The sequence below is a fragment of the Kribbella sp. NPDC051718 genome (assembly GCF_040681515.1).
GTDB lineage: Bacteria > Actinomycetota > Actinomycetes > Propionibacteriales > Kribbellaceae > Kribbella.
Genome location: NZ_JBFAYZ010000001.1, coordinates 853040 through 867403 on the forward strand (window position 1 = coordinate 853040; position 14364 = coordinate 867403).

Genomic DNA, 14364 nt, shown 5'->3' on the forward strand with positions numbered 1-14364 from the left:
GCTGATCCGACATCGACTTACCCCTTGATCAACGCCCAGGCGGTGACGGCCGCGACCGCCACAACCGCGGGCAGAAAGACCACGGCGCCCCAGGATAACGACACCCGGTAACTGGTCAACGCCGAGGTGTGGTTACCGCGCACCCGCTCCACCACACCGGCCACCTGATCGGCGGTCGGCCGGCCGTTGAGACCGTCGTACTTGAAGGTCCGGGTACCCCGGTGGCCGAGATCGACGACCACCTTCTTCTCGCCACGCCGCTGGACGCCGTCGACCGCTTTCCAGCTGTAGCGACGACGGAGCAGCGGCCCGCAGAGTACGAGCTCGTCGGTCCGCACGGTCAGTCGCTGGAACAGGCGGTATCTCAGCCGTGGTGACCAGGGCAGGGGTGGGACCGACTTGAGCGGGGCTGGGGTGACGCGGGCGGGCGCCTTCGGATCGCGCTCGCCCGGGCTACTCGGCGGCAAGGTCCCGGGAACGGTTGCGGGCGGCTTCGATGGCCGACAAGAAGGCGGCCCGGACCTTGTGGTCCTCGAGTTCGCGGACCGCGGCGGCCGTCGTACCGCCTGGGGAGGTGACGCGTTCCCGCAGTACGGTCGGGTGTTCGCCGGTCTCGCGGAGCAGCTTGGCCGAGCCGAAGAGCGTCTGGACGACCAGGTCGGTGGCGGTCGAGCGCGGCAGGCCCATGTGCACGCCCGCCTCGATCATCGACTCCACCACGAAGAAGATGTATGCCGGACCCGACCCCGAGATCGCCGTCACCGCGTCCTGCTGCTTCTCGGGAACCCGGATGACCCGGCCGGTCGCGGCCAGCAGCCCCTCGGCCAGTACCAGGTGGCTCTCGTCGCAGTGCGCGCCACGGGAGATCGCCGCCATCCCCTCGTCGACCAGGGCCGGCGTGTTCGGCATCACCCGGACGACCGCGACGCCCTCCGGCAACCGGGACTCGATGAAGGTGGTGGTGATACCGGCCGCCAGCGAGACGACGGTCTGGGTCGGGCGAATCGCCGGGGCGATCTCGGCCAGCAGGTCGGGCATGTCCTGCGGCTTGACCACCAGGACCAGCGTGTCCGCCTTCCCCGCGGCCTCCACGTTCGTCACCACGTCCACGCCGTACCGCTCGCGCAGCTCGGTCGCACGCTCCGCGCGCCGCTCGGTGATCAGCAGCTCGCCCGGTCGCCGCCCAGCGCGCAACAGCCCGGACAACAACGTCTCACCCATCACACCGGCGCCGAGAATGGCCACCTGCCCGTCGCTACTCATGCGCTCAGGTTAGCGCCGCCGCTGTTCGACTTCGTTCGAATTCCGCGACCCGGTCGGTCGCCGGGCTGCATGCTCCTTCGGCCACCGCCCGCCGAAAGGACTTCGCCATGCCCCGCCCCGCACCACGCACCCGCCCCGGTTCCGACACCGGCTGGGGTCTCAGCACCTTCCGCCGTACGTCCGCAGTGCTCGCCGGGGCTGTCGTCCTGCTGGCCGGTGGGATGAGCTCCGCATCGGCCGCCACGACCGGCGCCCCGCCGGCCTCGGGCACCTGTGCCGGCGGCCTGATCACCGAGTACGCGGCCACCTGCTTCCAGTGGGTCGGTGACAAGCAGTGGATCGAGGATCGCGACGCCAACGGCTGGGCGGCCGTCGTGCACAGCCAGACCAACTACGGCAAGGACCGGTACTGCCAGGCCAGGCCCGCCGCCGAGGGCTGGAACTACTGCGACTACGACCACATCGAAGGCAAGTGCGTCCGCTTCATGCTGTACGAGCTGAAGGACGGCGTGACGCGCAACCCGTCCATCTGGAGCCCCTGGATCGGCACGGAGTACGGGTCGCCCTGCTAGGTGAGCCCGGCCAGCGCCTGTCGCGCGCGCTGTAGTTCGTGGCGGTCTTCGATGCGTTCGGCGTCCTCCAGCGCCGTTCGGTGTTGTTCGACCGCCTCGGCGACTCGGCCGGCTGCAGTCAGGGCGCGGCCGTAGTCGTTGCGGACTTCGATGGTGAACGGCCTGCTGCCCTGCCGGACGGCCAGATCCAGTGCCTGCTCATGGAGCTCGAGCGCTTCGTCGACCCGGCCGGCTGCCAGGTGCAGCCGGCCGAGGCAGTTCAGGCAGTCGCTCTCGCAGTTTACGAAGGCGATCCGGCGGGACAGCTCCAGCGCCTGCTCGAAACCTTGCCGCGCCTCGTCCAGCCTGCCGAGAGCCTCGTGCGCGGCCGCCACGTTGTTGAGCGCGAACGCCTCCTCGAACGTGTCCGGGCCCAGCTTCCGGCTGATCGCGAGCCCCTGCTCGAACAGCTCCAGCGCGATCTCAGGCCGGCCGAGCCGCAGCTGCGGCCAGCCTTCACCGGCCAGCGTCGTCGTCATCCCGCTCAGGTTGCCCTCGGACTCGAACAGCGCGAAGGCCTCGCGTTGACAGGTGATCGCCTGCTCGTAGTCACCGAGTCGATAGTGGCCTAGGGCAACATTCGACAGGCCGCTCGCCTCGCCGACCCGGTTGCCCGCGAGCCGGGCGTAGTCCAGCGCCTGTTGATAAGCGGCGCGGCCGTCGGCGTACCGGCCGAGTCGCCAGTAGAGCGCGCCGAGGCTGTTGTACGACCGGCCGCGCACCTGGTCGGACTGTGCGCAGCGGATCGCGGTCAGGTGCAGGACCTCCGCACCGCTGAACAGGCTCGCGGTGCCGAGGTAGTACATCAGCATTGCAGAGATGCCGGTCGCGTACTCGGGGCGGTCATGGTCGGCGGCATACAGCGCCGTGGCGATCAGGTTGGAACGCTCTGCCTCTAGCCAGTTGCGTGCCTCTTCACGGTCGGCGAAACGCACCTCGGACAGGCCGGGTTGCTGGGTCATCTCGATCCGCGCCTGGTCCTGAGGCGCGTACGCCGTTGCGGCGGTTGCCACTGCTTTGCGGTAGTAGTCGAAGAGGCCGTCGATGGCGGATCGGCGTACCGACGCCGGATCCTCGTCTCGCGCCTGGTCGGAGGCCAGCAAGCGGATCAGGTCATGCAACTCGTAACGCCCGGATCCGTGCTCCTCCAGCAGATTCAGCTGTACCAACCTCGCCAACTGCTCACGCGCGAACTCGACCGTCGCGCCGGCCAGCGCCGCACCGGCGTACGCGTCGAAATCCCGCGCGGGGGAAGCGCGAGCAGCCGCAGCACGCGACGAGCGGGCGGCGGCAACGCCTGGTAGGAAAGGGAGAGCGAGGCGGCGACACCGTCGTCGAGTCTGAGCCTTGCCGTGTGCTCCTGCAATCGCTCGAGGTGGTCGCCGAGAGTCCACTCGGGTTGCGCCTTGATGCGCCCCGCAAGCACCGCGAGGGCGAGCGGGAGATGCCCGACGAGCTCCGCGATCCGCGTGGCTGCTGCCGGCTCGCGATCGACCTTGTCACCCGCCGCCCGCCGGATCAGCACCGCCGACTCGGCCGGCTCGAACACCTCCAGGCCGATGCGATGGGCCTTCAGTCGCCGTCGACTGGTCACCAGAGTGAGCGCGTTGGCCGCGGTGAGCGGCTGCACCTGATCGTCGGAGGCCGCGTTGTCGAGCAGTACCACCGCCCGCCGCCCGTCCAGCAGCTGATTGAACAGAGCCGACCTGGCCGAGAGATCCAGGCCGTGGATCCGGCTCCCCTGTACGCCGAGCCGCCGCAGAAACCCATCCAGCACTGCCGCAGGGTCGGCGGGCGGCCGTGCCGGGTCATACCCCCGCAGGTTGACGAAGAACTCGAGCTCCACGTCCTGGATCTGCCCAGCGACCCGGGTTGCGAGCGTGGTCTTGCCGACCCCCGGCATCCCGTCGATGCAGACCAGCCGATGCGTCAGCAACGCCTCCGCCGCAGCCACGACGGTCGAGGACCGCCCGATGAATGCGTCCCCGTCGGACTCCACCCGGTCGCCGACCTGCACGACCGAAGCCTCCGCGGCCAGCCCGGAGACGACCTGATGCGCCTGCCGCCACTCGGCCGCCCGCGACTCGTCGCTCAGGATCGTGCGGGCGATGTCGACCACCAGCTCGACGTCGAGCCTGGTCCGCCCCGGCGACAGGCACCGGTACGTCGTGTTGAACGCCGGCAGCTCGGCGATCCCACGCTCCTGCCGGGACCGCACCACCCGCCGATGGATCTCCCGGTAGGACAACCCCGACCAGACCTGCAGGGCCCGCAACCGGGCCCCGAGCTCATCGACCGTCCGCACTCCACCCGGCTCCGGCGCCCGACCTTCCACCCAGCCTCCCCAGATCCGAAGTGAGCCACCCTAGCCAGCTGCGGGGCCTTCGAAGGAATTCCCTTGCGCTCGGCTCGCGGCCGTTAATTAATTGCCGGGGTCGGAGCGGCACCGGATGATGCAGCCATCAGGTTCGGGGGCCGACGACAACGTGAGGTGGACCGAATGAGACGACGTGTTCGTGGGGTGACCGGCGCTGCGGCGGCGGCCGCTCTGGTGGCGGGGGCACTGCTCGCCACCGCGCCGACGACTGCTCAGGCGCAGGGGGTGACACCGACCTTCGTGAACGGCTTGGCCCAGGATGTCTTCTCGACCAACCCGGCCGACTGGTACAGCGGCGAGGTCTGGGTGCAGGCGCCCTTCGACTCCGACCGGGACGGCCGCCCCGACCGGATCCACGCCGACTTCACCGCGCCCGGCGAGGTACTGACCGACGGCCTGAAGGTGCCGGTCATCTTCGAGGACAGCCCGTACTACGCCGGCCTCAACGACGCCGCGAACTGGGGAGTCGACCACCCGCTCGGCCAGCCGCCGGCGTCGCGGGTCGCCACCCCGTTCCAGGCCGGGCGCGAGACCAGCCCGGTGATCAGCACCGTCTACGAGTCCCGGTGGGTGCCGCGCGGGTTCGCCGTCGTCCACGCCGAGTCGCCGGGTACCGGGCATTCGGACGGTTGCCCGACCTCGGGTGGCAGCAACGAGACGTTGGCCGGCAAGGCGGTGATCGACTGGCTGAACGGTCGCGTACCGGCGTACACGACTCGGGACGGTGATACGCCTGCGGTCGCTTCGTGGACGACCGGCAAGGTCGGGATGATGGGGACGTCTTACAACGGGACGATTCCTGAGGCGGTGGCGACTACCGGAGTACAGGGCCTCGAGGCGATCGTGCCGATCTCGGCCATCTCCGACTGGTACGACTACTACCGCGCCAACGGTATGGTCCGGGCGCCTGGCACGTTCCAGGGCGAGGATCTCGACGTCCTAGCCGACGCGGTGTACTCGCGGCTGGACGAGACCACCCAGCGGACGATCTGCCAGCCGGTGCTCGACGAGCTGAAGGCGAACCAGGACCGGGCGACGGGCGACCGCAGCGCCTTCTGGCAGGAACGCAACTACATGAAGGACGTGCAGAACGTGCACGCCGCCGCATTGGTTGCGCATGGCAACAATGACTTCAACGTGATGACGAAGAACGCGGCCCAGTTCTACGACGCCTTGAAGAAGCAGGGCGTGCCGCACATGTTCTACTTCCACCAGGGCGGCCACGGTGGCGCGCCGCCGGACGTGCTGATCAACTACTGGTTCACGCGGTACCTGTACGGCGTGCAGAACGGTGTCGAGCAGCTGCCTCGTTCCTGGGTCGTCCGCGAGCCCGCGGCCTGCCCGGCCCGGCAGAGCACCGTGACCGGCGATCAAGCGAACACCGCCACTCTGACGGTGGCGGACACCAGCGCGTTCCGGATCGGGTTCACACTGACCGTCCCGCAGACCAACGCCAACGGGACGATCACGAACACCACCCGGCTGATCTCCAACATCCCTGACTCGACCCACCTGGTCCTGTCCACGGCCGTCGCGACCGGGGCCGGCCAGAAGGTTGCCGGAGGCACCGTCGTCAACCTGGTCTGCAACACCGCGAACCCGACCCCGTACGCCGAATGGCCCGACCCGGCCACTGGCGGGGTCGACCTCCGGTTCACGCCGGGCGGCAACGCTCGGGGCGGTCTCACAGTCGGCAAGGACGGCAGCACCCGCGAAACGCTCGTCGACAACGTCGCGATCTCGGCGACCGCTTCGGCCAACGCGGCGGCGGCTCCGGAGCGGCTGATCTACCAGACTGGCGCACTGACCAAGCCTGTCCGGATCAGTGGTACGCCGACCGTGTCGCTCAAGGTCGCCTTCGACGCGCCGCGGGCGAATCTGTCCGTCGCGCTGGTCAGCTACGCCCCGAGCGGCGCGGCCACCATCCTCACCCGAGGCTGGCGTGATCCGGCCAACCGCGATTCGGACTGGGTCGAGACGCCGATCCGGATCGGCGCCACCGACCGGGTCGACGTCGACCTGCAGCCGAAGGACGTCGTCGTACCGGCGGGCAATCGCCTGGGTCTGATGGTGCTGTCCAGCGACCAGGAGTTCACCATCCGGCCGCCGGCGGGGACCAAGCTGACCCTCAACCTGCACGGCAGCTCGTTCAACCTGCCGGTCGTTGGCGGGATCAGCGCCTTCAAGGCGGCTACTTCTTAGGCAGCTTTCCTCGAGCGGAGGATGCCCCAGGCAACTAGTGCGGCCGCGACGGCGGTGATGGTGAGACCCGCGACCATCACCGCCTCGCGGAACTGGCTGGTCTGCTCGGCGCTCCAGTGTGAAGTGGCGATACTGCCCGTGAACAACGCGGCGAGGATGGTGCCGGTGATGGCGATTCCGGCACCAGAGGTGACCTCACCGGCGGTGTCGACCAGGGCCGCGCCGATCGTGGTCCGGTTCTCCGGGAGGCCGCGGAGGACATTGGTGCCCGCGACCAGGCCGACCACTCGCATACCGGCTGCCACCAGCACGAGTGCTGCGGCGATCCAGGGGTAGCCAAACCTGCCCAGCACTGCGTAGACGGCGAGCCCTAGGACGACTGCTGTGGCGCTGAGTCGGGCGGCCCATTCGAGGCCGACCAGCTTGACGAATGGGTTGACGAACGCGCTGCCTGCCAGCAAGACGATGACCTGCGGCAACATACCGATGGCCGCGAGAGCCGGTGACCAACCCCAGTCGAGCTGCAGCTGCAGGGTCACCAGGTAGCTGAGGCCTGCGACCGCGAGGGCGGAGGCGGCCTTGAAGGCCAGACCGCTGGAGACCAGTGGGTGGGCGACGAGCTTCGGGTCGAGCAGTGGGTAGCGCGCTGAGCGCTCGCGGAGGTAGTACGTGATGGCGCTTGCGGCAGCGGCCGCCGTGACTGCCCAGGGGATCCACGCTTCACCCTGATTGACGAAGAGCGTCGGCGCGATGAGCGCGAGCACGATCGCCGCAGTACCGAGCAACGCGCCGGCGACGTCCAGCGGATCGCGATGGAGCTCGAGCGGATCGTCGGCGGCGATACCGGTCCGGATGCCGATGATCGCGAGCACTGCGATCGGTACGTTCACGAGGAGCAACACTTGCCAGGGCGCGATCGCCAGCACGAACCCGCCGGTGGTCGGGCCGATCGCGAGGCCGACCATGCCCACGGTCGAGATCAGGTTCAGCGCGCGGAGCCGGAGCCCGTCGTCGCCGAACAGCCGGAAGGCCAGTGCCATCGAGCCCGGCGTGGTCATCGCCGCCGCGATCCCCATCGCCACCCGGACCGCGATCAACTGCTCCGCCGTCGTGACGAAGGCGGTCGCCAAGCTCGCGAGTCCGAGCAGGACCAGCCCGATCAACATGATCCGCCGCCGCCCGAACCGGTCGGCGATCGCGCCGGCCGCGAGCATCAGCCCGCCGAACACCACCGCATAGGCGCCGGTCGCCCACTGCAGGCTCGTCGTCGAGGCGTGCAACTCACGGCCGATGGTCGGCAGCGCGACGTTCAGGATCGAGTTGTCGAGCATCTCGAACAGAAACACCGCGGCGAGCCCGGCCAACGCGACCCAGGCCTCCCGCAACGACCGAGGCTCGCGGACCACAATGGGGGCCAGTTGAGATGACATACGACTATCTTATGTCACTAAGTTTAGTTACACAAGGAAGTGAGGGCGAATGCCTCGGACCAGCGCGCGCGGCGGCCCCCAAACCCGAGCCCGGATCCTCTCGGTCGCGACCACCCTGTTCCTGGAACGCGGCTACGACCCCGTCACAGTCGCCGAAATAGCCCGCGAAGCAGGCGTCTCCAGCGTCACCGTCTTCAACCACTTCCCCCGCAAGGAAGACCTCTTCCTCGACCGCGTCGACGACGCCCACGAGTTCCTCCGCGCCGCGATCCGCGACCGCGCCCCCGGCGAGGACGTCCTGACCTCCCTGCAAGCCCTGACCCTCCACCTGGCCGACGAGAAGCACCCTTTGTCCGGCCTCAACGACCGCTCCGTCACGTTCTTCCGAACAGTCGCCGGCTCCCCCGCCCTGATCGCCCGGGCCCGAGAACTGGCCGCCGACCTCCAGCAAACCCTCACCGAGGAACTGCCCCAAAGCTCCGACACCGACCCAGCCCTCCTGTCCGCCCTCTTCATCGCCGGCTACACCACAGTCCTCACCGAAACAGCCCGCCACCGCCTCACCGACTCCCCCACAGCCACCATCGAGGCCAATCACCGAGCCCGCCTGGACGGCCTCTTCACCATCCTCCGCGAGGGAGTCCGCCCACACCCCTGACGCCTCGATCAGCCGCGCAGGCCACCCGGAAGCGCCACGCGGACGAGCACCTGGACCTGATTGATTTGAGACACTTCAACCGGCCGCAAACCGCCTGCACGGCGAACTTGGGAGGGGATCGACCGGATGATGCAGACGTCGTCGCCCACCGGACCCCTCGGATGAGAACCCTCCTGATCGTCGGCACCGGCGAGCTCGCCCGGGAGATCGTCTGTTCGCTCGCGATCCTCGACCGCCCGGACCTTCGCCTGGTCATCGCCGGACGGACACCAGCCCGTACCGCCGAGCTGGCCTATCTCGCGACCGCTCGCGCGGCGACGACTCCACGTCGGCTCCTGGTCGAGACAGCGACGATCGACGTGCTGTCGGCGTCCGACCATGGCCGGCTGGTGGACACCCACCGACCTGACTGTGTGGTCGTCTGCGCCTCGTTGCAGTCACCGTGGGAACGGCTGCAACGACCCTCGGAGTGGACCCGGTTCCTCGGCCGGGCCGGCTTGGCGGCGGCACTGCCCCTGCAGGCCGCGATCGCCCGGAGAGCGGCACTTCCCGCAGCGGCGGCCGGCGTCCCCTTCCTCAACGCCTGTCTGCCCGATGCCGTCAATCCACTCCTGACCGAGCTGGGTCTGCCCGTCTTCAGCGGTCTCGGCAACGTCGCGCTCATCGCCGCCTCCCTGGTGGCGGCGCTCGGGCTCCACGGCGGGCAACGCCTGAAGGTCCTTGCCCATCACGAGCACCTGAATGCCGGCATACCATCGGCGGACGAAGCGATCGCCTTCGTCGACGACGAGCCGGTCAGCGACGTCGGCCGGCTGCTGGCAGGACAACGCTCGACGCCGCGGCCCGCGCTGAACGCTTTGACCGGTCTTGTCTCGGCGCGCCTGCTGATCGAGATCCTGCGTGGTTCACCCACGTTCACGAACCTTCCTGGACCGAACGGTCTGCCCGGCGGCTACCCGGTCCGGATAGCGAGCGGCAAGGTCAGCCTCGACCTGCCGCCCGGCCTGACACCAGCGGCCGCGATAGCTGCCAACCGACGCTGGGCCGCTCGTTCCGGCGTAGTCCTGGAAGATGGCAGGGTCTCATTCGGGGAAGAGATCCGGACACTGTTCGGAGAACAACTTCCGATGCTCACCGAAGGGTTCCCAGTGTCCGCCCTGGCCGAGGCGGAGGCCCGCCTCATCCACCTGCAGTCCCGACTCCGTGGCGGGGCCCTCCCGGCGTTGGCCGAAAGCTCCGTCCGACCACAGTGAGGACTTCCATGCACGCGGTGGTAGCCGGCGCCGGAAGCGCCCTTCCCGAGACCGTCATCGAGAACGATCATTTCGCCGGCCTCGGGCTCACCGACAAGTGGATCAGCAGCCGGACGGGGATCCACCGGCGGCGCCGGCTGGCTGAAGGCGAGAAGCTGTCCGACCTGGCCGTGACCGCCTCCCAGCGGGCACTGGCAGACGCCGGCCTGTCGGCCCGGGAGATCGACTTCGTCGTCGTAGCCACCTTGACTCCGGACCGGGCCTCCCCCTCGCTCGCGACCGAACTCGGCTGGCGGATCGATGCCCCGAACTGCGGTGCCGTCGACGTCAACGGCGCCTGCACCGGGTTCCTCTACGCACTCGACTACGCGGTGGCCAAGATCGAGGCAGGCCGGGCGACAGCCGTTCTCGTCTGCGGCGCCGAGGCCACCTCGAGAATCGTCGATCCGACCGACCTGGTCACCGCTCCGCTCTTCGGCGATGGGGCCGGAGCGATCATCGTGACCGGCTCGGACCGGCCCTGCGCCTGCCGGATCAGCATCGAGCTTGCGTCCGACGGTAGCCAGGAACAGATCCTCACGGTGCGGCGCGAGGACCCAGTGCTGCGGATGGACGGCATCGAGGTCTACCAGATGGCGATCGAGACGATGGTGGACGCGGTGGTCAGAACGGCCCGGGCCGGCGGGATCCCGATCGACGCCATCGACCTGCTGGTACCGCATCAGGCGAACAGCCGGATCGTCGGCCAGGTCGCCGAGCAACTCGGCGTACCGGCGGAACGCGCGGCCCTCTATCTCAGCGAGATCGGCAACACCTCGGCGGCCTCGATCCCGATCGCCCTCGATCTCGCCCAGGCCGACGGCCGGATTCCGCCGGGTACGAAGGTCATGCTGGCCGCCTTCGGCGCGGGCGCGACCTGGGGCGCCGCGTTGCTGGACTGGAAAGGCTGCCTCCATCAGGCTCCTTCGCCGCCCTCGGCTCCGACGCCCAACGGATGAGCGGCGCAGAATCGACCTCCCCGTGGCGCAATCGCGATTTCGCCATTCTGTGGAGCGGGCAGGCGATCAGCCTTCTGGGCGAGTCGATCACCGTGCTCGCACTGCCACTGATCGCCATCGCAGTGCTGGATTCCTCGACCTTCGGCATCAGCCTGCTGGCAGCCGCGGCGTCACTGCCCTGGCTGATCGTCTCCCTTCCGGCCGGAGTGATCGTCGACAGGGTACGAAGGCGCACCGTCATGCTCTGCTGCAACATCGGCCGCGGCGCGATCCTGCTGACCGTGCCGCTCGCGGTCTTCGCAGACGTCGTCTCCATCTGGCAACTGTGCGTCGTCGCCTGCTTGTCAGGGTGCCTGAACGTCTTCTTCAGCAGCGCCTACCTCAGCTATCCGGCCACGCTCCTGCGCAAGGAGCAACTGGTCTCGGCGAGCAGCATGGTGGTCACCGCCACCTCCTTCGCGAGCCTCGCGGGCCCCGGTGTGGCAGGCCTGCTGATCGGCAGGTTCGGCGCCGGCCGCGCGATTCTCGTCGACGTCTTCAGCTATCTCGTCAGCAGTGTGAGCCTGTTGTTCATCAGGCATCGCCAGCCACGTCCGCAACGACCGCACGGGGCGAACAGATCCTTTCGCCGTGAGATGGCGGGCGGCCTCCGGCTCGTCGTGGCCGACAGAATTCTGGTCATGATCACGGCCAGCAACGCGCTCGGAAACTTCCTGCTGGCCGCGATCAACGCCATCCTGCTGCCTTATGCCGTGCGCGAGCTGAACTGGTCGGTTCAAACGGTCGGCCTGATTCTCGGCATCGGCGCGGGCGGCGGCCTGGCCGGCAGCCTCTGCGCCACGAACCTGATCAAGCGCTACGGAATGGTTCGTGTTCTGCTGTTCAGCCAGCTCTTCTTCGCACCGGGCCAGGTGACCCTGGCACTGGTGGCCCCAGGTCTGAGCGGTCAGATCATCGCGGCGGTGGGCCTCTGCCTCACCCTGGCGTCGGCGATCATCTACAACGTTGCCCAGCGCTCCTATCGGGTGATCTCCTGCCCGCCGGACGATCTGGGCAAGATGAACGCGACGGTCAGCTGGCTCCAGGCCGGGCTGCGACCCATCGCAGCGCTTGTCGGCGGGCTGCTGGGAACAGTGCTGGGGCTACGACCGACGATCCTCGTCCTGGCCTGTCTGCTTCCGATCGGCATCGTGATGCTCTGGCTCTCGCCGTTGCGCTCGCAGTACCGGTCAGAACGGGCGGCCGCCACGGCCTGACACCGCCGGTTGCTCCGGCCACTCATCAGCGGAATCAGCTCGAAAGGAATCTGACGTGACCCGTTTCAAGGCGATCTCGGCGGTCACCGCTGCCGTCGCCGTCGCGCACCGCAGGTCGGGCGAGTCGACCATCACCGTCGAGTACCGCCGGCCTCGATCCGAGAATCCCTTGGAACAGAGCTATCAGGTCCGCGTCGACGCCCGCACGACAATCGGGGAACTGGCCGATTCGGTCGCGGTGACCATGGCGCCGCTGGCCGAGCTGGAGTCCGGTGACGTGACCTGGTGGCCGGCCGAGACCAGCGGGCAGGAAGCCGCCGGCCCCGCGAGCCCGATCGTCACGGTCGCGGACGGCGACGATCTCGCCGGTCTGAAGATCGGCGTACCGGTGCCCCACCGCGACGACCGGACGCGTTGGCTCGAGCAGCTGGAAATGACGGTCCGCACCCTGGACAGCTCGCCGGGTACGACCTTGAGCAGCCTTCAGCTCGTCAGCACCGAAGAGATCGGCGCCGTTCGCGAGTTCGGCGGAACGGGCAGCACACCCACAGCCGAGCGGACGATTCCCGAACTCTTCCGCGAGCAGGCGAGCCGGCAGCCGGAAGCCGCCGCGGTCAGCTGTGGCGATCTCTCACTGACTTATCGCGAGCTCGACCAACTCTCGGATCAGGTCGCCCACGCCATCCTCCGGACCGGAGCCGGTTCGCAGTCCGTGGTCGGTGTGCGCTGCCGGCCTTCCACCGAGCTGATCGCCATCCTTGTCGGGATCGTCAAGGCCGGCTGTTCCTACCTGGCCATCGAGCCCAGCGACCCTCCGGCCAGAGTGTCCCAGGTGCTGCGGCTGGCCGGTGCGGCCGTCGTCGTCTCCGGCCCCGGCGAGTTCGACGTCCTACCGAACCAGGAAGGCCTTCTGCTGCTGGACCTCGCCTCGCTGCCGCCCGTCGATGCCACCGCGCCTGAACTGCCCCACGTCACGCCGGATCACGTCGCGTATGTGAGCTTCACGTCAGGGTCGACCGGGGTGCCGAAAGGCGTCGCAGTGGCGCACCGCGGAATCGTCCGGCTCCTGATCCGGCCGAACTGGATGACGATCGGTCCGGCGGATACCTTTCTGCACCTGTCCCCGATCGCCTTCGACGCGTCCACGATCGAGATCTGGGGCCCGCTGCTCAACGGCGGGCGACTCGTCATCTATCCGAACCGGCCGGTCGACCTCGCTGATCTGGCCGAAACGATCATCAGGAACGGCATCTCCGTGCTGTTGCTGACCACCGGCCTGCTCCATCAGATGATCACCAGCCACGTCGAGGCGTTCCAGCGGGTCCGGCACGTGCTGACCGGTGGAGAGGTCGCCTCGGCGGTTCGCGTTCGCGAGCTGATGACGGCCTGGCCCCAGCTGTTGTTCACCAATGGCTACGGACCGACCGAGAACACGTCCTACAGCACCTGCTGGACCAGCGGCGAAGCCCCGCTGGGCAACACCGTTCCGATCGGTACGCCGATCGACGGAACCCGGATCCAGGTTCTCGACTCCGCGCTGCGGTTCGTGCCGCCAGGGGTCGACGGTGAGCTCTATCTGTCCGGGCAGGGTCTTGCCCACGGCTACCTGGGCGTGCCTGCCACCACTGCCGAACGATTCGTCGCCGATCCTTACGCCGAGGAACCGGGGAGCCGGATGTACCGGACGGGTGACCTCGTCCGGTGGGCGTCCGACGGCAACCTCGAGTTCGTCGGACGAGTGGATCGCCAGCTCAAGGTTCGCGGCTTCCGGGTCGAGCCCGCGCAGATCGAGGAGGAACTGCTGCGCAGCGGGCTGATCCGGAGCGCGGCCGTCGTTCCCCAGCCGGAGAGCAACGGGCAGTACCGCTTGCTCGCGTACGTCGTGCCGGCGGAAACCGACCAGGCACCAGTGGCGGAGCAGCTCCGTCATCACCTGGCCGGCCGGCTGCCGTCGTACATGCTGCCCTGGGCGATCATCGTGCGCGACAGTCTTCCGCTGAACCGGAACGGAAAAGTCGATCGCAACGCGCTGCCGACCCGGCATCGATCGCCGCGAGCGCTCGCCACCGAGTACACCGGCCCCCGCTCTGCTCGCGAACGCGAACTCGCATCGTTGTGGGGCGATGTGCTGGAGGTGGAGCCGATCGGTGTCCACGACAGTTTCTTCGACCTCGGTGGCTACTCGCTGCTGGCCGCGGAACTCCTCAGCCGGATGAAGAACCAAGCCGGGCTCGAGGCCACGGCCGGCCAGCTCTACAGCCACCCGACCATCGCCCAGATCGTCGACCAGGTCGACCCTCCGAACTGATCAGGAGC

At 68.5% G+C, this 14364-nt stretch carries 12 protein-coding genes; 7 read left to right on the top strand and 5 right to left on the bottom strand.

Annotated elements, in window-relative coordinates; genetic code table 11:
- Nucleotides 1–17 precede the first annotated feature (17 nt).
- Both AB0M15_RS04240 and proC read right to left on the bottom strand, forming a co-directional pair.
- On the bottom strand, nucleotides 18–467 hold the full coding sequence (locus tag AB0M15_RS04240) for a hypothetical protein (RefSeq protein WP_363813715.1): 450 nt from the start codon (nucleotides 465–467) through the stop codon (nucleotides 18–20).
- A complete protein-coding gene (gene proC / locus AB0M15_RS04245; RefSeq protein WP_363813717.1) occupies nucleotides 454–1263 on the bottom strand; it encodes a pyrroline-5-carboxylate reductase in 810 nt (269 codons plus the stop codon). Before proC ends, AB0M15_RS04240 begins: the two co-directional genes overlap by 14 nt.
- A 107-nt stretch (nucleotides 1264–1370) precedes the next feature.
- On the opposite strand from proC, the gene AB0M15_RS04250 reads away from it, so the two are divergent.
- Nucleotides 1371–1835, top strand: a complete 465-nt coding sequence (locus AB0M15_RS04250) for a hypothetical protein (RefSeq protein ID WP_363813719.1) — start codon at nucleotides 1371–1373, stop codon at nucleotides 1833–1835.
- Here AB0M15_RS04250 and AB0M15_RS04255 read toward each other — a convergent pair.
- Nucleotides 1832–3052: a tetratricopeptide repeat protein gene (locus tag AB0M15_RS04255; RefSeq protein WP_363813721.1), complete on the bottom strand. Its 1221-nt coding sequence runs from the start codon at nucleotides 3050–3052 to the stop codon at nucleotides 1832–1834. The genes AB0M15_RS04250 and AB0M15_RS04255 overlap by 4 nt on opposite strands.
- Nucleotides 3031–4209, bottom strand: a complete 1179-nt coding sequence (locus tag AB0M15_RS04260; RefSeq protein ID WP_363813723.1) for an NB-ARC domain-containing protein — start codon at nucleotides 4207–4209, stop codon at nucleotides 3031–3033. The genes AB0M15_RS04255 and AB0M15_RS04260 overlap by 22 nt, the downstream gene beginning before the upstream one ends.
- A gap of 165 nt (nucleotides 4210–4374) precedes the next feature.
- Between AB0M15_RS04260 and AB0M15_RS04265 the strand changes: the two genes are divergently transcribed.
- The gene (locus tag AB0M15_RS04265) at nucleotides 4375–6453 is read left to right on the top strand and encodes a Xaa-Pro dipeptidyl-peptidase (RefSeq protein WP_363813725.1); all 2079 of its coding nucleotides are present in this window, start codon (nucleotides 4375–4377) and stop codon (nucleotides 6451–6453) included.
- Here AB0M15_RS04265 and AB0M15_RS04270 read toward each other — a convergent pair.
- Nucleotides 6450–7883, bottom strand: coding sequence for an MFS transporter (locus AB0M15_RS04270; RefSeq protein ID WP_363813727.1), 1434 nt, complete (start codon nucleotides 7881–7883; stop codon nucleotides 6450–6452). The genes AB0M15_RS04265 and AB0M15_RS04270 overlap by 4 nt on opposite strands.
- A gap of 49 nt (nucleotides 7884–7932) precedes the next feature.
- Here AB0M15_RS04270 and AB0M15_RS04275 point away from each other — a divergent pair, with 49 nt between their 5' ends.
- From AB0M15_RS04275 to AB0M15_RS04295, 5 genes are all read left to right on the top strand, one after another.
- Nucleotides 7933–8541 carry a helix-turn-helix domain-containing protein gene (locus AB0M15_RS04275; RefSeq protein ID WP_363813729.1) on the top strand — a complete coding sequence of 203 codons (609 nt, stop codon included), beginning with the start codon at nucleotides 7933–7935 and terminating at the stop codon, nucleotides 8539–8541.
- Between the two features lie 161 nt (nucleotides 8542–8702).
- Nucleotides 8703–9794, top strand: a complete 1092-nt coding sequence (locus AB0M15_RS04280; protein ID WP_363813731.1) for a hypothetical protein — start codon at nucleotides 8703–8705, stop codon at nucleotides 9792–9794.
- A gap of 8 nt (nucleotides 9795–9802) precedes the next feature.
- Entirely contained in the window at nucleotides 9803–10792 is a 990-nt protein-coding gene (locus AB0M15_RS04285; protein WP_363813734.1) for a beta-ketoacyl-ACP synthase 3, read from the top strand.
- A complete protein-coding gene (locus AB0M15_RS04290; protein ID WP_363813736.1) occupies nucleotides 10789–12048 on the top strand; it encodes an MFS transporter in 1260 nt (419 codons plus the stop codon). The genes AB0M15_RS04285 and AB0M15_RS04290 overlap by 4 nt, the downstream gene beginning before the upstream one ends.
- 55 nt (nucleotides 12049–12103) lie before the next feature.
- The gene (locus AB0M15_RS04295) at nucleotides 12104–14356 is read left to right on the top strand and encodes a non-ribosomal peptide synthetase (protein WP_363813738.1); all 2253 of its coding nucleotides are present in this window, start codon (nucleotides 12104–12106) and stop codon (nucleotides 14354–14356) included.
- Nucleotides 14357–14364 lie beyond the last annotated feature (8 nt).